Source organism: Gimesia sp., assembly GCF_048262075.1.
Classification (GTDB): domain Bacteria; phylum Planctomycetota; class Planctomycetia; order Planctomycetales; family Planctomycetaceae; genus Gimesia.
The window spans coordinates 12,634-37,038 of sequence record NZ_JBLXFK010000015.1 but is presented as its reverse complement, the minus strand read 5'-3'; the positions used below and the strand labels follow the sequence as shown (position 1 = coordinate 37,038).

General features: G+C 52.4%; 19 protein-coding genes. 12 read left to right on the top strand and 7 right to left on the bottom strand.

The features are described 5' to 3' along the window. Window positions 1–34: 34 nt before the first annotated feature. Together ACN0YH_RS23245 and ACN0YH_RS23240 are read left to right on the top strand one after the other, a co-directional pair. On the top strand, window positions 35–871 hold the full coding sequence (locus tag ACN0YH_RS23245; RefSeq protein WP_417381984.1) for a sugar phosphate isomerase/epimerase family protein: 837 nt from the start codon (window positions 35–37) through the stop codon (window positions 869–871). Window positions 872–993: 122 nt separating this feature from the next. After that, entirely contained in the window at window positions 994–1,419 is a 426-nt protein-coding gene (locus ACN0YH_RS23240; protein ID WP_417381983.1) for an SMI1/KNR4 family protein, read from the top strand. Window positions 1,420–1,523: 104 nt separating this feature from the next. Here the strand turns inward: ACN0YH_RS23240 and ACN0YH_RS23235 are convergent, their stop codons facing one another. Together ACN0YH_RS23235 and ACN0YH_RS23230 are read right to left on the bottom strand one after the other, a co-directional pair. Further along, complete coding sequence (locus ACN0YH_RS23235; protein WP_417381982.1) at window positions 1,524–2,114, bottom strand: disulfide bond formation protein B; 591 nt, start codon at window positions 2,112–2,114, stop codon at window positions 1,524–1,526. Window positions 2,115–2,204: 90 nt separating this feature from the next. Continuing rightward, complete coding sequence (locus tag ACN0YH_RS23230; protein WP_417381981.1) at window positions 2,205–2,360, bottom strand: DUF5993 family protein; 156 nt, start codon at window positions 2,358–2,360, stop codon at window positions 2,205–2,207. 275 nt (window positions 2,361–2,635) lie between these two features. On the opposite strand from ACN0YH_RS23230, the gene ACN0YH_RS23225 reads away from it, so the two are divergent. The 7 genes from ACN0YH_RS23225 (at window position 2,636) to ACN0YH_RS23195 (ending at window position 7,969) form a co-directional block, all read left to right on the top strand. Continuing rightward, window positions 2,636–3,586 carry a DoxX-like family protein gene (locus ACN0YH_RS23225; RefSeq protein ID WP_417381980.1) on the top strand — a complete coding sequence of 317 codons (951 nt, stop codon included), beginning with the start codon at window positions 2,636–2,638 and terminating at the stop codon, window positions 3,584–3,586. Next, the gene (locus tag ACN0YH_RS23220; protein ID WP_417381979.1) at window positions 3,586–4,263 is read left to right on the top strand and encodes a DUF4166 domain-containing protein; all 678 of its coding nucleotides are present in this window, start codon (window positions 3,586–3,588) and stop codon (window positions 4,261–4,263) included. The genes ACN0YH_RS23225 and ACN0YH_RS23220 overlap by 1 nt, the downstream gene beginning before the upstream one ends. Window positions 4,264–4,601: 338 nt before the next feature. Continuing rightward, on the top strand, window positions 4,602–5,618 hold the full coding sequence (locus ACN0YH_RS23215) for a DUF1559 domain-containing protein (protein WP_417381978.1): 1,017 nt from the start codon (window positions 4,602–4,604) through the stop codon (window positions 5,616–5,618). A gap of 304 nt (window positions 5,619–5,922) precedes the next feature. Beyond that, window positions 5,923–6,081, top strand: coding sequence for a hypothetical protein (locus ACN0YH_RS23210; RefSeq protein WP_417381977.1), 159 nt, complete (start codon window positions 5,923–5,925; stop codon window positions 6,079–6,081). Between the two features lie 93 nt (window positions 6,082–6,174). After that, window positions 6,175–6,729, top strand: coding sequence for a hypothetical protein (locus ACN0YH_RS23205; protein ID WP_417381976.1), 555 nt, complete (start codon window positions 6,175–6,177; stop codon window positions 6,727–6,729). Window positions 6,730–6,932: 203 nt separating this feature from the next. Further along, a complete protein-coding gene (locus tag ACN0YH_RS23200; RefSeq protein ID WP_417381975.1) occupies window positions 6,933–7,274 on the top strand; it encodes a zinc ribbon domain-containing protein YjdM in 342 nt (113 codons plus the stop codon). 20 nt (window positions 7,275–7,294) lie between these two features. Continuing rightward, window positions 7,295–7,969 carry a trimeric intracellular cation channel family protein gene (locus tag ACN0YH_RS23195; protein WP_417381974.1) on the top strand — a complete coding sequence of 225 codons (675 nt, stop codon included), beginning with the start codon at window positions 7,295–7,297 and terminating at the stop codon, window positions 7,967–7,969. Between the two features lie 28 nt (window positions 7,970–7,997). Here ACN0YH_RS23195 and ACN0YH_RS23190 read toward each other — a convergent pair whose 3' ends face one another. The 4 genes from ACN0YH_RS23190 to ACN0YH_RS23175 form a co-directional block, all read right to left on the bottom strand. Next, a complete protein-coding gene (locus ACN0YH_RS23190) occupies window positions 7,998–9,068 on the bottom strand; it encodes an isochorismatase family protein (RefSeq protein WP_417381973.1) in 1,071 nt (356 codons plus the stop codon). Window positions 9,069–9,112: 44 nt separating this feature from the next. After that, window positions 9,113–12,199 (bottom strand): PVC-type heme-binding CxxCH protein, encoded by a 3,087-nt coding sequence (locus ACN0YH_RS23185; RefSeq protein ID WP_417381972.1) that lies wholly within the window; start codon window positions 12,197–12,199, stop codon window positions 9,113–9,115. Between the two features lie 682 nt (window positions 12,200–12,881). After that, window positions 12,882–18,110 (bottom strand): PVC-type heme-binding CxxCH protein, encoded by a 5,229-nt coding sequence (locus tag ACN0YH_RS23180; RefSeq protein WP_417381971.1) that lies wholly within the window; start codon window positions 18,108–18,110, stop codon window positions 12,882–12,884. 80 nt (window positions 18,111–18,190) lie between these two features. Beyond that, the gene (locus tag ACN0YH_RS23175) at window positions 18,191–19,306 is read right to left on the bottom strand and encodes a Gfo/Idh/MocA family protein (protein WP_417381970.1); all 1,116 of its coding nucleotides are present in this window, start codon (window positions 19,304–19,306) and stop codon (window positions 18,191–18,193) included. 270 nt (window positions 19,307–19,576) lie between these two features. Between ACN0YH_RS23175 and ACN0YH_RS23170 the strand changes: the two genes are divergently transcribed. Both ACN0YH_RS23170 and ACN0YH_RS23165 read left to right on the top strand, forming a co-directional pair. Next, window positions 19,577–20,737 (top strand): XylR family transcriptional regulator, encoded by a 1,161-nt coding sequence (locus ACN0YH_RS23170; RefSeq protein WP_417381969.1) that lies wholly within the window; start codon window positions 19,577–19,579, stop codon window positions 20,735–20,737. A 164-nt stretch (window positions 20,738–20,901) separates the two neighbouring features. Continuing rightward, on the top strand, window positions 20,902–22,119 hold the full coding sequence (locus tag ACN0YH_RS23165; protein ID WP_417381968.1) for a hypothetical protein: 1,218 nt from the start codon (window positions 20,902–20,904) through the stop codon (window positions 22,117–22,119). A gap of 32 nt (window positions 22,120–22,151) precedes the next feature. On the opposite strand, the gene purM is transcribed toward ACN0YH_RS23165, so the two are convergent. After that, window positions 22,152–23,228: a phosphoribosylformylglycinamidine cyclo-ligase gene (gene purM / locus ACN0YH_RS23160; RefSeq protein WP_417381967.1), complete on the bottom strand. Its 1,077-nt coding sequence runs from the start codon at window positions 23,226–23,228 to the stop codon at window positions 22,152–22,154. Between the two features lie 304 nt (window positions 23,229–23,532). Between purM and ACN0YH_RS23155 the strand changes: the two genes are divergently transcribed. Next, complete coding sequence (locus ACN0YH_RS23155) at window positions 23,533–24,405, top strand: fumarylacetoacetate hydrolase family protein (protein ID WP_417381966.1); 873 nt, start codon at window positions 23,533–23,535, stop codon at window positions 24,403–24,405.

The following is a 24,405-nucleotide window of genomic DNA, read 5'->3' as shown; positions in this document are numbered from 1 at the left end:
GGTTCGCCGATCCTTAATACAGAAAGTGGAATGTATGGCCGCCCTCGTTTCCTGCCTGACAAACTCTTACGGTCGCTTTGGTCCCATTGCCGCAATTGAACACATCCGCGACGCCGGTCTCACTCACATCGAACTGAACATTAAAAACCACGGGGTGCCCTCCTTCTTCAAAGAAACACCTCTACTGACGAACGAATCGACGGCAGACGACATTCAGCGTGTCCAGGATCTGCTTGCTGAGCATGAGGTACAACTCTCCAGCTGCAATATTACCAGCGGCAATCCCCTGGACCCGGAAGTGCTCGCCATCACCAAACAGAAACTCGATCTGGCTTCACAACTGGGTGTCAGCCTGGTGGTCGGCGGTGCAGGCGAACTGGAAGAAGAATCGCAGCGGGAAACACTGTATCAGCATCTGCGAGAGCTTGGTGATGACGCGGCGGAGAAAGGCATCACTTACTGTTTTGAAACACACCCCGGCATCTGCGTGAACGCCGCCGGCATGTTACGCACGATGCAGGATCTGGATCACCCGCAACTTAAACTCAACTTTGATACAGGCAATATCAATTACTACAACAAACATGCAAACGTGCTGGAATCGCTGCATGAGGTCGTCGAGCATGTCCGGCACGTCCACCTGAAAGACTCGTTCCGTAAATTCAAAGACTGGAATTTCACAACGCTCGGCGAAGCGGGGGGCATCGACTTTCTGCAGGTCCGCTTTATCCTGGAAGATCACAATTTCGAAGGCCCCTACAGCCTGGAAATCGAAGGCATCGAAGGCGAGCCGGATCCCAGCCTGGAAGAACATCACAACCGGGTCAAACAGAGTGTTGTGTATCTACGGGAATGCGGGTTCTTTGATTGATGTCGGCAGGGACACTTCGAGCAGAATTCGTCTCGTAAAAGTGAACACAGACAGCGATCCCCGTGTCTTCAAGCAGGAATGAATAGTTCAGTCATCCTTAAGTTTCACACAGGATCGCTTGTATGATCTATGAAGAATTGAAACGTGCCTGGGAAGAAAACAAGTCCAAAATCAATGGCCCGGCGACTGAGAGTGAGATTGAGGACTTTGAAAAACGGCATCAGATCATACTGCCCGCTTCATTCAAGGACTATCTGCGGGTTGTCAACGGGATGCAACAGTATGAAGCGGATGCCGAACTGATCTCTTTTTTCTCACTGGCGGAAATGAGCGAGAATCTGCCCCGCTCAAGTTTCAACCCCTTAGGCGAAATGCGTTTTGCGGACTTTTGCATGGGTTCGCACGGATATGTATTCGATTTAACAAACGGCCAGGAACACGTACTCGCATCGGACTATGGCGGGAACCACAAATTACTGGCGACTTCGTTTTCGTCATTTATTTCCATGTATCTGCAGGACCTGGATTCGATTGCCTTTTGCTGGTAGCCAGCTAGAGCGCATCACATTTAACCATAGCGTCTCTCAAACTATTATACTCGGTTCAAATAGCTCTGAAGACGCTACAGTAAAACTGGACACAGTCTAGCGGGTCAGGTCGATTTGAAGAGTCCCAGATCGTAAAACAGTTCATAACGCACGGGGTCATCGGGTAGAATCCAGTGAAAGCCTTCCTGGCAGAAGACACTGATTACATTCGCGATAATCACTGCACCCAATAAGCCAATCACCGCCTTCGAAATCCCGTTGAATTGAATGGGGTGATCCGTTACCAGTTCGCGGGCAAACATCAGATTCAATCCACTGTCAATCAGGACCACGAGAAAGACAACCAGCGCCCACGTGTATAAATGCAGTCCCAGCACGGGATCGCCGTAGCCGGGATCAGGGGGAACAATGTGAATCAGAACCTGACGTGTGGAAATGCATGCGCCGCATACGGCGGCCAGAATACTCATGCCATACCCTGCGGCAAAGTCCGACAGAGTGAGAGACCCCGACCGGGACTGCAAGATGATATAGGCCGACCCGAGGGCACACAGCATCATCGCCATCCGCTGCAGCATACAGAGCGGACAGGGAACTTCCTGCTCTCCCAACTGAACGCCGAAGGCACCCAGCAGGACCGTGCAGACAGCAAGAATATTAAAATGAGCAATCCAGAATCCAAGTCGTTTCTGCATCCGCGTGTCTCTCCTTTAATCATCCTATGATAGTCGTCTCAACTGGCTCTGGAGACGTGCCAGCCAACCGGAACCCAGACCAACTCCGGTTCAGAAGTTAAGGTCCAGTGTTTCCGATGCGTGGCTCAGAAACAGGAGAAAAGTCGCCACAAGTGAGACAAAAAAGGGAAGATAGACAGACCAGCGTTTACGTCCCCTCATCGCGATCAATGTAATAAGAATGAGCAGGAGAATAAGAGTATCCAAGGCGATTCCTTCACCATTCAGAGGGAGTTGATAAGCATTGTAATCATTGAAGAAGGCAACTGTAAAAAGGAGTGATGCCTGTTGGCCGGGATCTTAGCATACAATGGAGAGACGTCAAAGTCGTATCTTCGCATTGAAACAGCGCGATCGGCTTTCGCTTGCGGGTTCAGAGGCATGAAATTGCTTTATTCCCTGCTGCGCACATGTTATAAGGAATGTACTTCCCTGTAACGGTCACTGCGTGATTTCATCGTTCCATCTAACAATTTGAGACGATGAGCGTCACGAGTGCTGTCCTCTGTCGCATGCTGGGACCCTGTATGGGCATCTATGTGGAAACGCAAATTCAAGGTTCGCTGGAAGAGTTGTGGGAGAAAACCCAGAACCCGGAATTGCACGAACGCTGGGACGCCCGCTTCACTTCGATCTCCTACCTTCCCCGCGCCGCAGAATCAGAACCGCAGCGCTTCGAATATGTAACGCGACTGGGCTTTGGACTCGCCATCCAAGGTGCAGGCGAGACCGTTGGCAGCCGCGATGAACTCACAGGCCGACGCACCTCCTCGCTGCGTTTCTGGTCGGACGATGCCAAGTCCCTGATTCGTGAAGGCGCCGGTTACTGGCAGTACACTCCCCTGGAAGATGGCGTACGCTTCGTCACGGGCTACGATTACCAGACGCGTTTCGGCTGGCTGGGTCGTACCTTCGACCGCTTCCTCTTTCGCCCACTGATGGGTTGGGCGACCGCCTGGAGTTTCGACCGCCTGCGATTATGGATTGAGCAAGGCATTGACCCGGCGGTATCGATGCAGCGATCCCTGATCCACGGCCTGGCACGACTCACGGTGGCGTTCGTCTGGCTCTACCAGGGGCTCGTCCCCAAGCTGATCGCGCGACACGCAGACGAACTGGAGATGCTGGCGGACGCGGGGATTACAGATTCCGTTGCGCCCACGCTGCTGGTTTTCGCGGGTATCGCGGAAGTGGTACTGGGGGCAACCGTGCTGATTTTTTTTCAGCGACGCTGGCCACTGGTATTGACCGTGCTGCTGATGCTGCTGGCCACGATCGGAGTGGGGGTCAACTCACCTCAATACCTGTCGGCGGCATTCAATCCGGTCAGCCTGAATCTGCTCCTGGCGGTCGTCGCTTTGCTGGGACTGACTGTCATGACTGATTTACCCTCCGCGCGACGTTGTCTGAGAAAAAAACCGGAGGCTGACTGATGGCATCGATTTATCAGCGGGTCCTCGGATCTGATTTTGAGAAATTACACCCGAAGATCCAGGAGCGATTTGGCTTTAGCAGCGAAGACGGGATCGCGTCAATCGGCACGGGAACCATGGATGAAATCTGGCGCGGCCGATTCTATACAGTCCCCTTCCTGTATGTCGGAACGTGGCGGCGCATCATGTTCCCGGAGTATGGCAAGCATATTCCTTTTACCATCGAGAACTATGCCTACCAGGACCAGTTCGGGCGCGAAACGGTCACCTGGGTACGGACCTTCAAAAGTCGTCAACAACGACGCTTCGATGCGTATATGATTTATAGCGAACAGCGAAACCGCATTGTCGATTACCTGGGATCACATCAGCATCTTGCCGTCGATCTGGATATGACCGTGGATGAACGGGGTGGCATGCGGATCCGATCAGGGGCGCAGCGATTCTATGAAGGACCGCTTGGTTTTTCCTTTCCGTTGTTTTTTTCGGGGATTGCCGATGTGTGCGAGTGGTATGACGACGACAACGAAAAATATCGTATCCAGGTAGAAGTGACGAACCGTACCTGGGGTCGCCTGTTTGGCTATCACGGCTCATTCGATGTCGTCTGGAGAAAGACTGATGAAACTGGTATTCCCTATCACATCAAACCGCTGCGCGAAGAACAGCGCGAGTAGTGCCTGGCCGTTATCAGAGAACTCGAATATCAAACTGAAACGGCAACCGCTTCTCCGGATAGTTTTTTTACTATTCCCTGCTGAAAACCGTCTGTTCGGCTCTGTCCTGGCGGAGGGTTCGGGCATCATCGTCTGTGCCGAGGAGGTAAAGCAGGGTATTCCGTGCAACATTCACAAATCGGCTTGTTTTTTTTTGACAGACAAGCAAAACCGTGTACACTCAAACCTTAAACCAGTTGATTGTCAAACTTCTATTTTCTACGCAGAAGTTTCTTAATTTCCTTTATTTTTCAGTTATTTTCACGAAGATTTTACTCATGGCTCTACCGAGAAAAACAATGAAACGAGGGTTCACACTAATCGAATTACTGGTGGTCATCGCCATCATTGCGATATTGATTGCGCTGTTACTTCCCGCCGTGCAGCAGGCACGGGAGGCGGCACGGCGAACCCAGTGCCGCAATAACATGAAGCAAATTGGCCTGGCTTTACACAACTATCACAGTAGTTTCGGGATGTTTCCTCCTGCTGCCATTTACCGTTATAGCAATGTCGATAACGGGGGAACACAGCCGCTGAATTTTTCCTGGATCACGATGATCCTGCCTTATTTTGATCAGGCCCCCCTGTATAACTCAATCAATTTTTCCGCTCCCTTCTGGCCACAAACCGATAGTAACGGAAATCGAATTGCTTCCACACTGTTACCGCAATTGCTCTGCCCCAGTGACCCTGGTTATGGCGGTGCGAATAGTCATAATATTGCCTGGACAAATTATGCCGGATCGGAAGGATATGACTGGCATCGCCGCGTGGGACATCGACTCAGCGGGGTTTTTGAAATCATGACCAGCGTCAGAGTGCGAGATTGTATGGATGGAACCTCGAATACAATTGTGGTCGGAGAGGTTTCCGCACACGGTTATAAAGATGGTGCGATTCGTACGGGAGGCACTGGTACGGCACGTCGTGGAAACGATGGCGTATTTCGAGCATCGTTGCTCGCCCCCAATTCGAATGGGGATGTCAATGTCGGACCGTTGCTGGATCCGGAAGGAACTCCCCGTGGTGGAAGCCCTGCCACAGGAACGTGGTGGAAATCCACTCCCTACGCGTTCCAACCAACGTTTCTGGCAGCCTGGGGCCCTAACGCCAACTGGCCTGGATCAGGAAGCGTTCATGTGGGGGGGGCCTTTTATCTGATGGCCGATGGGGGAGTCCGCTTCATCTCCACGAGCATTGATACCGGCCCCTGGCCTGATGCGACCACGATTCCTTTATCAGACCCCAGGTCGGGTGGCGTCTGGATGTCTCTGAATACCTATAACGGTGGTGAAATCGTCGGCGAATTCTAGAGCGCATCACAGTTAACCATAGCGTCTCTCAATCTGTGATACTCGTTCCAAATGACCTTGGAGACGCTACAGTAAAACAGGGCACAGTCTAGACCTGGTTGGAGTGCATTCTCCCATGAGCCGTCGCATTCCTCGTTCTATTTAATCCCGGGGGATCGAGCGGCCCGGGAAACGCGCCTGTGAATCGGGCACAGACTGATAGCCGGTCTTGTCACATGTCAGTCGCAAAAACACCTTGTGACACCGGGCCCCTCGTGTGGCTGGTCGGTGTCCTTTACTTCATATTTACAGGAAGAATATCATCATGAAACAGTTCTTATTTTGCCTTATCGCTGCCCTGATGGTTCCCGCAATTTATGGTTGCAGCAGTGAAATGTCTGAAGAGGATAAGAAGGAGTCCGTTCAGGCGATGGAAGAAGAAGGAAAAAAAATGGAAGAGCTCCTGCCCGCCAAAATTGATTGAATGCCAGTACGCATATACGACCACTGGCTTGATCAGCACCACTCCTTGAGTCGGTGCTTTTTTCCCTGTCACATCAAATCCTGAGGAGAGCGCATGAATCAGGAACAGAACCCAAAAAACGAGGAATCAACGGATTCAAGTTCACAACGCAAACGTAATCCCCTGGAACGCCTCATTGTCTGGGGCGGAATTACCGTCCTGCTCGTAGTCGTCGCGATCGAATATCGCGCGAAACAGAACTACGATGCCTCCATCGCTGCTCTACAGGAAGTCGCTAACGGCGTCCGTGATGTACCCATTGATGAAGCACGCGAACTGATGGTGGGTTACAGCCAGGAAGACAGTTCACAGCCGAATGATCAAGGATTGAAAACTTACCATTTTCAATGGTTCAGCCTGTTCAAAGGGGGGACCTACCAGTTAACGCTCGTAGAAAACAAGGATCATACTCTGAAAGCATTTGATGGACCTGCATTCGCGGAAGACCCGGATATTCTGGCAGAAAAAATCAAAGAGGCCAATTCCGATGTCGGTGAATCAAATCCCCCCTTAATCGGAAATGCACGACCTCAAACGCCTGCTGGTGAAACCGTTTCAGAAGGCGACACAGCAGAACCACAACAGGCACAAGATGATTTGCTGAATTGATCTGCTGTCGAATGATGGCAAATTCCAAGCCGGGCTCCTGATCCCGGAACTCGCCTTTCTTATCCAGCGGGCAAGTCTGTCAGTATCATGCTCCTTTCGTCATGACTGTTCCTGCGCACGGCGAAACGTTATCTTATTGTAACGAGATGCCGAGTATGGAAACCGGCGACTGATGATTAGACCTACCAACTGCAGGAATTGAGATGAGCGATTTGCCGAACTGTCCGGAATGTGATTCGGAATTTACGTATGAAGACCGGGAATTACTGGTTTGCCCGTCCTGCGGGCACGAATGGAGTCCAGGTGACACTGCTGCAGGCGCGTCGGCTGGCCCGGTCGTCAGAGATGCCAATGGCAATGAACTGACGAATGGCGATTCGATCACGGTGATCAAGGACCTGAAAGTAAAGGGCTCTTCCTCGGTTGTAAAAGTCGGCACAAAAGTCAAGAACATCCGCCTGGTGGAGGGGGATCATGACATCGACTGTAAAATCCCCGGCATCGGTGCCATGCAGTTGAAATCAGAATTTGTCAAGAAAGCATGATCCTCGTCAAAAAGTAAACGATGAGTGTAGACACCTTACAATATCTGTTGGGGATGGCGGGAACAGTCGCTTTTGCGGTCACCGGTGTGCTGGCGGTAACTCCACGGGGCATCGATTTTTTTGGTGCCTGCGTGCTGGGACTGATTACCGCCATTGGGGGCGGCACGATCCGCGACTTGATTCTGGGCGTGCCGGTCTTCTGGGCGGCAGACCTGAACTACATCTGGGTCGCACTCGCTGCCAGTTTCGTCGCCTTCCTCACCGAGCGATTACTGACTCGCAGGGAAATCCACCGGACGATGCTCTACCTTGATGCCCTGGGGGTCTCGATGTTTGCGATCCAGGCGGCACAAAAAGTGATGTGGCTCGACTTCGGCATGCCCATTGCGCCGATCCTGCTGGGAGTGCTGACCGCGATTGGCGGCGGACTGCTGCGGGATGTACTTGCGGGACAACCGACGCTCCTCAAACGCCGTGAGCTCTATGCGATTCCCGTGACCTGCGGCTGCATTCTGTATGTCCTCCTGCTGACCTGGCTCCCGGCTTATGCCGTCCTGATTGGTGTGGTCTGTTCCTTACTGATACTCTGCCTGCGCGGTTCTGCCATCTACTGGGATCTGCATGTCCCTCTCTGGCTGACCACCCAGTCCAGGCACACTGAGACAAAGAAACCAAAAGATCCACGCTCTCAATAAATCAACGTCTTTTAACTGGTCAAGGCACTTACTTCTCCAGTTTTTTGATCCACGAGACCTGCGTGATCAGGTGATTGATCGAAGCAAAGGAAATGTGGGCGTTAGTGGCATAGCATGGCGTTGAGTTAGCCGGAAAAGTGGCGAGTGTGGCGTCTCCCACCAGGAAGACATTAAAGTCTTTAGAGAGGTTTTCATAACCGGCGGTCGTTTTACAGAAACACATGTCGGTGGCATAACCAGTCAGCAGGATGTGCCGAATGCCGTGTTTGTGGAGGAACTTCTTCAGCGGCTCATAGCCCTCCTGATCAAAAATCAGCACGTCATCTTTATGCACGGTCACATCAGCGGTCACCGGGACCGGCACCTTCCAGAATTCCGCGCCGTTATATTGATCGCCCGACATCAAACCGGGGAACTGACGAAAGTAATCAATGACCGGTCGATCACTGGACAGGGTCAGCGTTTCAATCAGAGACTGACCTTTGTAAGGCAGGCTATCGAGTCGGGCCTTCAGTTGTTTTTTTGCTTCCGCCCGCTCCTCATCAGTCGGCTGATAATCAAAGGTGCGATACAGTTTTTTGCGAATGGGATCAACGGGAGCGATCAGGCTGTACATCGTCAGCGAGACCTGTGGTCGCATCCGCTTGAGAAACGGATCGATGACAGTACGGGTATGTTGCGCGGCGAGATGATTTTTGGTCGGCGTACAGAAATCGCAGACCCCCGCCGGCTCGGGTGTTCTCCACCCCTGACCATCGTCGATTCCCCAGGGATGCACCATAATGACCGCCGTTTTATCAGCACGCAGTCGATTCGGCATCTCGATGATGCCGCGTGCATTGTAAGAGAATCGCCAGGCCCTGACACTTAGATCTGCATTTTCATCGTTCACCAGTAAGGGCGCTTCATACCGGCGGACCTCTTCAATCGGCTGCACGAATTCCGGATAGTCCGCCAGCAGCGGTTTCGGATTTTTGAGCAACTGCAATCGATTCTGATAAACCCGCGTTGGCTCGTCTGCAGTTACTGTCTGACAGGTCATTAACGGGAAGATGGCGAGGCACAAACAGAAAACGTGTCGAGTTCGAATCTGAAGCATGGTCTTTTCTCCCAGCAGAGATTGTTCTTATCAGATGCATCAATTTAAGGCTTTGAGTTCTGACTGTTTTGTAAATACCGGAACAGATCCCGCACCTGTTGCGGCGTCAGTTTTTTCAGCAGGTCTTCCGGCATCAGTGAGACGGGAGATGCTTTCAGCTCGTCAATATCATCTCTGCTGACCGTGGTGCGTTCATTTTTGGCATTGAGCAGTGTGACACTGGCGGGAGTCTCTTCCACCAGCAGTCCGTTCAAGACGCGGCCGTTCGTCGTGACCAGAATGTAGTTCAAGTATTCTTTGCGAATCTGCGTGTTCGGATCGACGATACTGACCAGCAGAAAACTCTGATCCTGCCGATTGGCTTTGGTGAGGTCCGGCCCGATCTCTTTGCCGTCCTCATATAGCTTATGGCAGGTGGCACACTGTTTCTCGAACAGCAGTTTCCCCTGATCCAAATTTCCCGAACCGGCACGCAGGTCATTGGAGATCCGGCGGATCTCGGCCAGTTTTTCCTCCGGTGTCCCTGCGCGAATAGTACCCCAGTGCTTTCGTACCAGTGCATTCAGTTTTGCAGCATTATGTAAAGCAACACGCCGTAACTGGTCTGCTGAAACTTCCTCTGGTGGATAAGTGCCGTGATCAATTTCCTGCAGGAATGCGAGCGCAGAATCAACGCGGCCCAATAAAACATCGCGGGTCTGAGATCGCAGAGTTACATCCATCTTTTCATACTGAGCCAGCAGACGCTCCGTAATCTGCTCATCAGAGAAGCGGCTCAAGAGATTGAGTGCCGCCAGTTGAATCGCGGGGGTTTCGGAACCGTCCACCATCTTCAATACTGTATCCCGACATTCCTGAGAGTCACCCAGTTCCTGCAGGATCGCGAGCATTTCCAGCCGTGTTTTCTCTGTGCGTTTCTGATCCGTCGCCAATATCAGGGCACGATCATAGGCGGCCTTGCTACCAAGCCGCATGGCGACACGAATGATGAGCGGATCGGTGGTATTGTCGTTCCAGATCATCGCGAGCTGGTCGGCGAGTTCCGGGGGCAGCGTTTTGAGTCGCGTGACCTGCTCCGATTGCTCCACGCGAGTGATGGCAGCGATATTGCCGTACTTTGGTCCCAGGGGGAGCCCGGGCAGACGTTCTCGGCCCAGCATTTTTAACCCGGCATCCAGTTCGGAAATCATCCGTCTGCGCTCTGTTTCATCCGGGGCTACTGCCAGTAACCGGGCACAGGCAACTAAACTTGCGTTGCTGCCTTCCCCGGCGCAGCGTCGCATCAGACGTCCCAGGATCACGTCGCGCAGAAACGGATTCTGCCAATCCTCAGGTCGGGAGAAAGTTTGCAGTACCACTTCCAGACTGGAAACGGAATAGCGTTCCAACGCCCACCAGAGTAACAGGGGAATATGGGGATCGTTACTGAATTCACTGCGATCCAATAACGTGCGTACCAGAGTGATGCACTGTTCTGCGGGAAGTCGTTTGGCGGTACTCGCCAACTGGCTAATGACGGTCGGGCTGGTATCGGTTTGGGCAATCGATAACAGTTTCTGCCAGTTTTCTGCAGTGACCTGGCCTTGATCGCCAATGAGCCGGATAGTCCAGGCCCTGATGTGGGGATCCTGATGCGTCAGCAGACTGCCTTCCTGTGTCTGGTCAAACGCCCCCATCGCGTTTAAGGTCCAGAGCGCCTGTAAAGCGAGATGTTGATTGTCTGGATTGTGTGACAGCGTTCTGAGAGTATCGATCGCCTGTGCATCGCGTCGTTCAGACAGAATACGTCGTGCCCGCCTGACCTGCCATGCGTTACTGCTGCTTAACAGATCGACTAGTTGGGCGCTGGAGAGGGAATGAGGGTCCTCGTGTCGATATGGTCTGGCTGACTGACTGCGAATCCGATAGACGCGCCCGTTCCTGCGATCCCAGTTGGCATCCGGATCGGGGTGCGCCGTCCGCTGATCGTGCCAGTCGGCGACGTAAACGGCTCCATCGGCCCCCTGAATTGCATCACTGGGCGCAAACCAGGTATCGTTGGCCTGTAAGAGAACACCCCCATTTTCACTGCGGAAGGTGGACTGGTCCGGCAGCACATGATGCCAGCGGACGGCATGTGCGAGTGTATCGACGGCGATGTATTTATTGCGGTATGGGGCGGGGAACTGATCGCCCTGATACAGGATGCCGCCTACAGTGACGTGTCCCCCCTGGAAGTTTTTGTGAGGCACATGCTGAAAATAACCCAGTGCAAACGGATTATGCAGCTCCCCATGTTTGGCAAACGATTTTGCGTAGTAGGCTCCCTGCTTCACATGAAACATCAGATAGCCACCGTAGTTGGTACCCGCGATGAGATTGCCATACTGGTCGAAGTCCAGGCCCCACATGTTGCCGCCCCCTTCCATGAACAGTTCGAATTTCCTGCTCACCGGATGATAGCGCCAGACCCCCTGCTCAAATTCGATGCCCCGAATGTTGGCGGTGATGTTCGTCCCCTGCGTGCCATACAGCCAGCCATCGGGTCCAAAGACCAGTGAATTGGCGACCGAACTGGTGTCTTCCATGCCGAACCCTTTCAGCAGCACTTCCGGGTCGCCGTCGGGAATATCATCATGGTTCCGATCCGGATAGAACAACAGGTATGGCGTCTGCAGCACAAACACGCCGCCATGCCCGAAGGCAAAGCCGGACGCGATATTCAGATCGCTGATAAAGTCTCTGGCTTTGTCAAACTGTCCATCGGCGTTGGTATCTTCCAGGATGGTCAGACGATCCGCGCCTTTCGGCCCCGTTGGAGGAGGCTCAGGGATCCGGTCATAAGTGGTCCGCGAAAAGCGATCGACCTTGACCCGTTTCAACCCGGCGGGATTGGGATACTGCAGATACTGCAGCACCCAGAGTCGCCCGCGATCATCAAAGTCAATCGCGACCGGCTGGCGGACTAAAGGTTCTGCTGCCACCAGTTCGACTTTGAAGTCCTTGTCTACCGTCATCCGCTGGACTGCTTCATCGGGAGGAAAGCCCTGCCCAATACAGCGATTTTCATCAGTGGCCTGCCATGCAAGAAATGAAAGGACCATGATGCGAGTCAGAAAGAATCTCTGCTTGGATACGGCTGCAAAACACATAGTCTCTCCCTGTGATCGAACATTTGGAAAACCATCATGTCAGATTAAGTGGCGTCAGTCTGCCGCGAGCTTGTGTTCTCTCACTTTATCAAGGTCGATCAAGTGAAGCCACCACAGATTGCTGTTTTAGTGCGGAGTGTTCATCTGTGAGTAGTCGGAGAGATCGGGTAGAATCTATGGACACAGTGTGCTGCCATTTCTGCGCGATGCCACAGGGGTCATCCGTTACCTGGGAACCTGGAGAGAGGATTTTTTATGTTGTGTCTGATTTCAGAATTATGTGGAAGGGCGCGGGGGCGTCAAGGGGATCTGAACAAAGTCAGTTGGCGATATATGTTGATACGGGACCGATGCTGGTGTGAGCAGTCGCGGTGCCGGGACGAAACTCTACGAAGTGCGGCGACCCGCAGGCATACATCAGGAACTGGTGTGGTTTCAGGCAGTGCAAATCTGGAAAAAACAGGCTGTTTTCCAGTGAAGATCACGAACAACTGGCTCGTGTTTCAGTGCACGGTAAACTGGGCACGCGCGCGACTCATTTCAGCGTTTATCGTCGTCGGCGCGCAGGCGTCAAGGGGAATTTATTCAGCTTTTTCCGACAGGTGGCTGAAGTGGATGCAAAAGGAGCTGACAAACGGTCAAACTGGCTTTCACGGCGAAAACCAGTCTGACTGTGGTGCGATCAGTCCGCTTTGGGGCCCAGATTTAATTCCAGATCTTTGAAGCGAACTTCCATAGGTCCGCCGGAATGAATCTGGAAGGCGATGATGCCTGTTTTGGCTCCCTGGGGATCGTTGAGATTAGTACAGAGATTTCCGTTGATGAAGGTACGAATCTGTGAACCAACGGCGACGATGCGGTACTCGTTCCATTCCCCTTTACGAACATAGGCTTCACCCGATTCTTTAAACAGGAGACCACGACCATGTTCTTCATAAAGCTTCCCCCACCAGCCTTTCCCTGCGTCAGCCTGGTACCCTTTGACATGGCCGCCCGGTTCCAGGCTGCTGCGAAACTGAATGCCGCTGTTGCCGGAGTTGGGAGTCAGTTTGACCTTGAGCTTCAATTCAAAATCACTTACCTGCAGATCGCTGACCAGGAACTCATTCTGTTTGATTCCCGGCGAACGTCCGACGATCTCGCCGTTTTCGACAGACCAGAGTTGACTGTTTCCGGTCCAGCCAGCCAGGTTCTGACCGTTGAAAAACAGCTTCAGATTATCGGGAGTCGCTTGCATGGGAACCTGTTGTGAACTGGCCAGATACGCGACCAGCGAACGGACTTCCAGACGGCTCAACTGCTTCCAGAGATTGTCCGGCATCATTGATTTATCGCTCAGGCTCATCTCATCGATTTCATCGCGGGGAATGATGACCGTCTCGTTGGCAGTCGCGACAGTCAACGCGTTCTTATCTTCCTTTTTGATAATGCCTGTCACAATTCGTCCCGACTCGGTGACGATGACGACGGGTTGATAATCCTTCGCCATCACGGCACTCGGGTCAATCACATTGGAGAGCAGATAATCAAGGTTTGCCCGATTGGAGCCGGTTAACTCGGGCCCGATCGATTCCCCTGTGCCAAACAGTTTGTGACACTGCTGGCAGGTCTTGGCGAATACAGCGCGCCCCAGATTCAGATCGGGTGTCGGATGCGGTCGTTCAATCAGCTTCTTGAAACTGGCAATCTGCTTTTTCTTATCGGCGGCGGACTCACGCACGATGCCCCAGACTTTACCAATCTTTTCATTCAGACTTTGATCTTTGAGATTGCCCAGCTGACGAATGATTTCCGCAGAGAGATCTTTCGCGGCGATCTCTTTCGTTTCAACAGCCGCTACCAGTTGATGTGCATACTCGCGTCGACTGGCGAGCGTGTTGAGGGCATCCCGTTTTTCATTCAGATCGAACTGGGGATAACGTTTGAGAATTTCAGACGCAGTGTTGGCGGCAGAGTAACCGGCCAGCCCGCGTAAGGCTTCCCTTCGCATGGCCTGCTCATCCAGTAATGGAATCAGAATTGGCTGCAGCTCCGGGTCTTTCGCTCCCAGTAAAGAAGTCAGTGCCGACTTACGACCTTTCAGATCGTTCTTCTGAGCAGCCACGATTTCGCGTAACTGCTGCATCGCTGCCGGGTCTCCGAAGGTGACCGCCAGCGCCAGCGATTCTGATTTCACAACCGGGTCTTTGCTGGCGATCAGCTTTTCACCGACCGTTTTCCAGGGTTCGGGCATCGGGAACTGACGCCGTCCCCGCAGCGCACTGTTGATGGAATCGAGGAAGACTTTCTGCCGCGCTGCTGTTGTCGACTGCCCTAACTGTTCCACCAGAAAAGCGACAGCCTCGGCGGTTCCGATATCGGCGATCCGACGCAGGATATAGGATTCGATCAAAGGAATTTTGGAAGCATCCGCCAACTGAAACGCACGCTGCATATTATGAGGTGCTAACGGCTCGATCGCATACCAGTACAACAAAGGCAGATTGTGATCGTTCTGATCTGCTTTATGACTGACCAGGCCAGCCAGGATGTCCCAGCGCTGATCCAGGGGCAACCGATTGACGGCGGATCCCAGGTACAACCGCACAACGGGAGAAGGATCACTCTGTGCGAGTTCAGCCATTTTCGCGAGCAAGGCATCAGTCGGGGTTCCTGTTTCCAGCGCCAGCTGAATCGCCCAGCCCCGCATGAATTCACTGGGGTCTTTTAATGCCTGCATGACTTTGGCTTCTGACAGACCGCCGGTCACATGCAGAGCCCATAGCGCGCGTAAACGTCGGGTGACATCGTCATGTTGGAAAGCGATTTCTGCTAACTGGGCGTGGACTTCCGGATCCGGGCCCCGTTCCTGCAGAATACGACGGGACTGGCGGACGTACCAGTCGTTGTCGTGTAACTGCAACTTGACGAGTTCGGCACTGGTCAGTTTCTGCAGATCGACTTTGACCGGCTTGGCATTGTTATACGCGACCCGAAAGATACGACCGTTCGAGCGGTCATGTTTCTGAAACTCGCGATGATGACACTGATTCGTATCGTACCAGTCGATAAAATAAACCTGCCCGTCCGGTCCGTATCGCAGATACAGAATCTGTGAGGAACGATCATTGGCGAACAGGAAATCGGGAGCGAAATCGCCTGCGTAGCCCGAACCTTTGCGCGCCAGCTGATCCTGATTCAAACGGGCACCGTGAATGTTATTCATGAACAACTGATTGCGATACTTTTCAGGCCAGCTTCCCCCCAGGTAAATCATCGCGCCGGCATGGGCGTGACCGCCTCCCACCAGATCGGAAGCCACCCGGTCCGACTGATTCCATTGACCGCCGGTCCAGTGTCTGTGTTTCGCGATAGTCTTGATATCATCGTAGGTATAAGGATTGAAATGCTGTCCAGCCTGCCTGCGATAGCGGGCGTTCTGAACGATATGAAACAGATGAGGGATCACACAGCAGGTCAGGAAGCACTGCCCCTGGTCGTTGAAGTCGACTCCCCAGGGATTACTGGTTCCATGAGCGAAGACTTCGAATTCGTGGCGGGTGGGATGATAGCGCCAGATGCCCGCGTTGATCGGTTGCCGTTGCTCATCGGGTGTGCCGGGCTTCCCGACTCGGGAATGAGTAAATACGCCGTGACATCCATAGAGCCAGCCATCGGGGCCCCAGATGAATGAGTTCAGCGTTTCGTGCGTGTCTTCATAATGCCAGCCATCCAGCAGAATCTGCGGTTTTCCATCCGGTTTGTCATCGCCATTCTTATCAGGAATGAAGAGCAGATACGGGGCCTGTCCCACCCAGACGCCACCAAAGCCGACTTCCAGTCCGCTGACCAGATTGAGTTTGTCCTGAAAGATTTTGCGGGTCTCGAATGTGCCATCCGCGTCTTTATCTTCAAAGATCAGGATTCGGTCTTTCCCTTTCCCCTCGGGCTGTTTACTGGGATAGGCGTACGATTCGGCGACCCAGAGACGTCCGCGATCGTCAATCGTCATGGCGATCGGCTGCTGGACATCGGGTTCGGCGGCGATTAACGAAACGGAAAATCCTTCGGGAACGGTCATCACCTCAGCAGCTTTAGAGCCCGGCAGGCCGTCGTATTTCTGAGTATGGCCTTTTGGGGGAGTATCACTGTTAGCCACTTTCAAGGACACGGGTTTCTGATCGTGGAAGCGAAAATGATCGAAGTTAATGTGCCCCAAGCCGCCTCGATGCTGATCGACCAGGCGGATGAAGATCTCCTTGCCCTGGTACCTGGAAAGATCGACCAGCGTCTGATGCATGGCTTCGTTGTTGCGACCACTGGCCTTGGCAATCACTTTGCCGGTGGCGTGATCAACAATTTCGACGCGTGTGGAATCATGCTGCCCACCGCCGACATAAAAGCTGGCATAAGGATGATCGACTTTAATCGTCGCTGAAGTCAATGTTCCGACAGGCTTGTCTTGCAGGAACTCGAAGGTGCCGACCCAGAACTGCCCCTGATGATTACTGCGCATGTCGGTACGACGGGCCTGTACCATATTACCTCTCGCAGGCTGTGACTGAAAGGCTGTTCCATCTGCGATCCAGTCATTCAGATTGCCCAGTTCGAAGTCGACGTTCAGTCGTTTTCCCTCTGGATTCACAGCATAAAACTCACCCGGTTTAAGCTCGTTTTTCAGGGAGACTTTCTCAGGGACAAACTTTTTTGGCTGTGCTTTCTTCCAGGTGGCTTCGTCAACCTTCTCTGTTTTGTGCAGTAAGACATACGCGCCGGATTTATTCCCGACCACCAGATCAGGCAGCTTGTCTCCATTGAGATCGCCGGCGACGACCTGTGTTCCGACTCCTGATTTGTCATTGATCTGATAAGGGAGGAAATCGACGCCCGATTGGGAGCGTACTGTTTTGAACCAGTAATTGACGGGAGGTTCTTTCGCTCCCGGATCATGCCCCTGATGCGCCCAGAATCGTTTTCCGGTGACAATATCTTTGACTCCGTCGCCGTCCATATCGACCAGATCAACGGCGTGTAACTGAGAAAACACAATCCCATATTTGTTCTCTTCCGGTTTGCTGCCCATAATGCGATGTTCGATGAATGTGATGTCGTCGCCGTCCTTCACATTTTCGAACCAGGCCAGGCCGTAAGCATGTGCGGCTTTACTGGTGATGACATCCTGATCGCCATCCCCGTCGACATCGTAAGCATACATCTGGGCGCCGCCGGCTCCGGTAAACTTAAAGGGATGCCGTGTCCAGAAACCGGGTTTACTGATTTCCGCCGGCTGTTCCCACCAGCCATTTTTCTCAAGAATATCTGCGCGGCCATCGCCGTTGACATCACCCACTCCCAGTCCGTGTGTGAAACGGCCGTATTTGAGATTGGGAGAAATCGCATGAAACTGCCAGGGCGCAGTCGGATCTTTCCCCGGGCCGGCGTAACCGAGTTGTCCTCCGGTATGAAAGACCAACTCTGGTTCCCCATCCCCGGTCAAGTCGGTATAGGTGGGCGATTCATTATCGACATTGGGATGTGCCAGATGCTTTTTCCAGTACCCCTCTTTGTTCTGCGGGTTCGCATACCAGAATGCTTCTTTTCCGGGAAAACCGATAATCACAATATCGGGCCACTTGTCTTTGTTGATATCGTGAGCGAAGGCGAAAAAGTTATCGGAATAACCGTTGATACTCCATTCCTTGACCGGATAGTATTCATGCCGTTTCTGATATTCGGACCCCTCGTACCAGTATGGCCCCGAGATGACATCTGCGACACCATCCTGGTTGAGATCGGCGAATGTGGCTCCTTCTGCATAGAATTTATCTCCCAGCTGTTTGCGTTCAAACTGATGGACAATGAACTCTTCGGCGGCAGAGAGCGGCGCTGCAGACAGAAGCAGGAACAGCAGAAACAGGGAGTAACGAGCCATAACGATTCCCCTCGGAAAGATAAATGAAAGAAAATTGATTCGAGAAGCGTTTCAGTTAATTGCAGGATTCAGAGCATCGGCTATTCCAGCGTGAAGGCAGGTAGTTGCTTGAGTTCGCCTCCCGCGAGCGCCGATTCGTGTGCCAGTATTCCGACACAGGTCCAGTTGGCAGACAGCGGTGCGTTCGGCCAGGGATCGGAACCTTCAACCAGCGAATTCAAAAACGCATTCACCAGATGCGGATGCGAACCGCCATGCCCGGCCCCCTGCAGAAACGAAAGATGCTCGGCATCGTGAATGGCGCGGGTAAACTTCTGAATCTCGGGCGGCAGCAGGTGTGCATAATCGGGAACTTCCACGCGTTCCGGTATTTCCGGTTCAGGCTTTTTAGCCGTATGCAGGACCGGGTTTTCGCCTTCGATTAAAGGCCACTCAAATGATTTCTTCGTCCCATAAACGTCAACCGATTCACGATACTGCCTGGCGGTATCAAACAGGAATCGCCAGATGTGGGCTGCGATGTCGGAATCTTTAATTTTGATGTGGCAGGTTTCAACGGCGAAGCGGTTCCCCGATTTCTCGGCGATTTCATCATTCACCGTGCCGGAACCGAAGCAACTGATATATTCAGCGCGGCCATTGACCATGCCTAAAACGGGGCTAACCACATGCGTCGCGTAATGCATGGGAATCATCCGCTCCCAATATTCGGGCCAGCCTTCCATGTCCTGCGGGTGACTGGCCTGCATGTATTGAATTTTTCCCAGCTCTCCTGTGTCGTACATCTCCTTGATGAATAAAAATTCGCGGCTGTAGACCACGGTTTCCATCATCATATATTTCAAGCCGGTCTCTTTAACCGTCTTGACGATTTCTTCGCACTCGGCCACCGTTGTCGCCATCGGGACGGTGCAGGCGACATGCTTACCCGCTTTCAATGCTTTGATCGACTGCGGTGCGTGATCGGGAATCGGCGTATTAATATGGACGGCATCCACATTTGGATCTGCCAGCAGTTCTTCATACGATGTATATCGTTTCTCGATTCCGAAGGTATCGCCAATATGATTTAGATGCGATTCTGATCGCTGACAGATCGCGTACATGTTGGCATGCGGATGTGCCTGATAGATGGGAATAAACTCGGCACCAAAACCGAGACCGACAATCGCGACATTAATTTTTTTCTCACTCATGGCAATCCTTCAACGCTGCAGGAGATACTTTTATCTGGACGAATCCTTCTCACATCGGAGCCGTACCCATGTTCTTTATTGTAAAACAGGGCCGACCAGTTACCATGTAAACTTGCGCAGAATAAATTGAGATATTTCACCACACAGAAATCAGCCTTATTCCACATTTACAGGCCCTGTTTCCAACTTCTTATTTCGGCACACAGGTATTCCTTAGGAATATTACGTTCTCTAAAAAGGCTGTTTCCTTCAAAGTAAATTCCCGAATTCATGAAATCACGCCCTTCAATCGCCCTGTTGATAGAATCATCTAACTCTTATGCCCGGGGGCTGTTGCGCGGGATCATGTCTTATATTCATGAGCACCATTCCTGGTCGATTTATCTCCCCGAGCATGGCAGAGGCAACGTTCCAGTCAGTTGGCTGAACAACTGGCACGGGGACGGCATTATCGCCCGGATTGAGAACACAAAGATCGCGGAAGCGGTTGTCAACTCCAGAGTGCCAGCCGTTGATGTGAGTGCCGCCCGACTGGCACCTTCACTTCCCTGGGTGGAGACCGATGATCGCGTGATTGCTTCACTGGCAGCGCAGCACTTGATCGATCGTGGTTTTCAGCATTATGCATTTTGTGGTGATCATCGTTTTAACTGGTCCCGCTGGCGGGAAGCACATTTTCAGGAATGCATCGATACAACAGGCTTCCACTGTCACACTTATCCTCAGCCGACTGGCAGAAAACAGGCACCTCTCTGGGAAGCCGAACAAAAACGCCTGGCAGAATGGATTCGCAAGCTTCCCAAACCGATTGGCATCATGGCCTGTTATGACATTAAGGCCCAGCAACTGCTCGACGTCTGCCGCACGATTAATGTTTCTGTGCCCGAAGAAGTCGCCATCATCGGAGTCGACAATGATGAAATCCTCTGCAACCTTTCCGAGCCACCGCTCTCCAGTGTGATCCCCAATACCAGGCTCACCGGCTACGAAGCGGCTGCTCTGCTGGATCGGATGATTACGGGTGAATCGGTTTCATCGGAAGCGCAACTGATCAAACCACTGGGCATCGCCACGCGCCAATCCACGGACATCCAGGCGATAGACGATAAACTGATTTCCGATGCCGTCCGTTTCATCCGCCAGCAGGCCTGCGATGGAATTAACGTGCAGGACGTTTTGAAATTCGTTCCTCTGTCGCGGCGGGTGCTGGAGAGCCGCTTCCAGAAAATCATCGGACGCTCTCCTCATGAAGAGATCATGCGCATCCGCCTGGATCGCGTGAAACAGCTGCTGGAAGAAACCGAACTCTCGTTGATTGAAATTGCAGAGCGGACTGGTTTCCGTCACGCCGAATACCTGAACGTCGCCTTCAAAAAGCAGACCGGCACGACCCCGGGAATCTTCCGTCGCGATCAGAAACGATCTCGCTGATATACTCACATAACGGGCTTTCATCCATTTCCTGCGAAGATCAACCGCTGTTTTGCATGAAATTAAAAGTGCTGTATTTCAATTTGTCTGCCAGACCGTATAGTAGAGGTTAATACCAACACCGCTTGCTTTTTCCTTAATCCCCACGAAACAGACGAAACAGCATGACAGACACCACGACTCCTGCGACGGCCGAGAAAGTCAGAAAACGCATTGTCTCCCTGGATCAGTTTCGTGGCTACACGGTGGCGGGTATGTTCCTGGTCAACTACATGGGATTTTTTGTGGTCTGCCCGGTCGTACTCAAACATCACAATACGTACTGCAGTTACGCCGACACGATTATGCCGCACTTTCTGTTCGCGGTTGGCTTTGCTTATCGATTGACATTCGGTGGACGGGTTCAGACTGCAGGCGCTGTTTCTGCTTACGCGCGCGTAGTGAGACGACTGCTGGGCCTGGTGCTGGTTTCGCTGATTATCTACCGCGTCTCTCCCGTTGCAAAAACCTGGGAGGAACTGCAATCCCTGGGAGTCTGGGGTGCCATCGCGGATCCGCTCAAGCGTAACTGGTTCCAGACGCTGATGCACATCGCGGTGACGTCTCTCTGGATTACCCCCGTCATCCGCGCACGGGCTGCGGTGCGGATTGGCTTTATGATTCTCTCCGCGGCGGCACATGTGATCCTGTCCTATTACTTTTATTTTACCTGGGTGAACTCACCGCCGAATGGCATCGATGGCGGACCGCTCGGATTTTTAACCTGGACGATCCCTGCGATCATCGGCACCCTGGCTTGTGACTGGGTAGTAGCCGCCGAAGGTCTGCCGCGTGTGAAGCCTGTATTATTCTGGTCCTGCGTTTTGATGCTGTTGGGCTGGGGCATCTCCTGTGGCACACGCTTTTATGATGTTCCGGCTTCAGAACAACCCGCGACGGAGAAGTTAGCGGTCCACCCCGTCATTCCGGATAAATCACAATTCGAAGCCAAACAGGGAGAACCCCTGTCGGCGTATCTGGCAGAACCGCCGTTCGTTAAACCGCCGGAACAGGATCAACGGCAATGGAATTACTGGATGATGAGTCAGCGGGCGGGAACACTTTCCTACCTCGTCTTTTCAGCGGGCCTTTCACTGTTTGTCTATCTGCTGTTCCATTTGGCCTGCGATCGCGGCAATCTGCAGATCCCCCTGTTCCGCACGCTGGGTACGAATGCGCTGGTGGCTTATATTCTACATGATCTGGTAGGGGAAGCCGTCAAACCATTTACAACCAGGGATGCCGCCGCCTGGTATGCCTGGGGCAGTTTCGCGCTCTTTTTCTGGATCACCTGGTTAATCGTGCGGCATCTGGAAAAGAACAAAATTCACTTGCGGCTTTAATCTATAAGAAACCGGTTCAGAAGGCTATTACTTCAGACAAGTACAACCTGCTTTTCGCCTTGTGTGACTTTACCCAGGATATGAGTAGGACACTGGCTGGCGTGCAGTTTTTCCCGAACGTCTTTCGCCTGATCTGCCCTGACAATCGCGACCATTCCAATTCCCATATTGAAGACGCGGAACATTTCCTCTTCATCAATATTTCCGAGTGATTGCAGCCAGCTGAACGCTGGTGGGATCTCCCAGGCCGATTTCTTAATTTCAATGCGGCGGTTAGCAGGCAGAATTCGCTCTACATTTTCGACCAGCCCTCCCCCGGTGATATGTGCCATTCCACTAATCACGATCTGATCAGGATAGCTGCGTACCACAGAACTGATGGCTGCAGCATAAATCCGGGTTGGTTCCAGCAGGATACTGGCGACAGTGCGCTGATTTAATTCTTCGACTGGATCGTTAATTCCCAGCCCCGCCATTTCAAAGACGACTTTGCGGATCAGGCTGTATCCGTTGGAGTGAAATCCACTCGATTCAAGCCCCAGCACGACATCACCTGCCTGGATGGCATGACCGTCCAGAACCTGGTTACGTTCAACCACACCGACGGAGAAACCGGCCATATCAAAGTCGCCGTCGCCGTACAGGTCAGGCATGATTGCCGTTTCCCCTCCCAGCAGAGCTGACTTCGAGAGCACACAACCTTTGCTGACCCCTTCCATGAGTTCCACCAGTCGTTCGGGGTCATCCTTACCTAACGCGATGTAATCGAGAAAGAACAATGGCTCCGCACCCAGGCAGAGACAGTCGTTGACACACATCGCGACCAGGTCGATGCCAATCGTATTATAGGTTTCAGCCTCAATCGCCACCTTGATTTTGGTACCGACACCATCTGTCCCGGAAACCAGAACCGGGTCTTCATATTTTCGCCCCGCAGGCCCAGGCTCCGGATTATTCAAGCGGAAGAGACCAGCAAAACCGCCCGGTAAATCCATCACACGCGATTTTTGCGCCAGATGGGTTTTTCCCAGCAATGGATGGATGGAAGACATTGCTTTCTGATAGAGATCCAGGTCAACACCGGCATCTTTATAGGTCGCTTTTGTCATAATATCATCCGAATTAATAAGAGCTGAAACAGAATTTTTGTATTTGATTTCCTGCAAATCCCAGAGGAAACTCACAGCTGACAGCATAACATTCCGCCGTCGAGAAGAAAATCAATCGTATCAGTTATTTGAAACCCACGCCAGAAAACCAGTAACAGACCTGTATCTCATTCAAATGGAAAGCTATGATCCCGACGTTCACTACACCCGCCTGTGGCAGCGGCATAAGATTTCAACGAATCTCAATCGCCCGATCACCTGCTTCCTGATATTTCAGAATAAGTAATCCAAGGAGAACACCTGCATGAAGTTAGCGACGATCCAGACAGACAAGGGCATTCAAGTTGCCTCTGTAATTGACCAGGATAACAAACTGACATTTTTTGATCTGTCAGCGTTTGATGATAGTCTGCCAAGATCACTAAAAGGGATTCTCGCAATCGAGGGGGGACTGGAACGGGCTGGGCGGGCTGCAGAACAAGCCGAACAGGCAGACCGACAGATTACGGGCACCCTGCTGGCACCGATTCCCTCACCGGGCAAAGTGCTCTGCATCGGCTTAAATTACCGTGACCATGCAGAAGAAACAGGGATGCCTTTCCCCGATGAACCTGTCTGTTTCAGCAAGTTCAGCAGTTCCGTCACTGGCTCAGGACAGCCAATACGGATTCCTTCTGTCGCCCGCGAAGTTGACTATGAAGCCGAACTTGTGGCAGTAATCGGAAAAACATGTCGCAACGTAACCCAAGCAGACGCTCCAAGCTACATCGCCGGCTATATGAACGGCCACGATGTCTCAGCGCGCGACTGGCAGATTGGACGTCCGGGCGGACAATGGCTGCTAGGAAAAACAGCGGACACATTTGCCCCGACTGGCCCTTATCTGGTAACGGCAGATGAGATCAACAATGCAAACAGCCTCCCCATTAAATTGACACTTAATGGAGAGGTTTTGCAGAATTCCAATACCGATAAGTTTATCTTTACCATAGAACAGGTAATCGCATTCGTGTCTCAGATACTGACACTCGAACCCGGCGATATCATCTTTACCGGTACACCTCCCGGAGTTGGCATGGCCCGTAAACCACCTGTATATCTTCAGCCTGGAGACCAGGCCTGTATTGAGATACAAGGACTCGGAATGTTACACAACACCGTGGAAGCGTGGGATTGA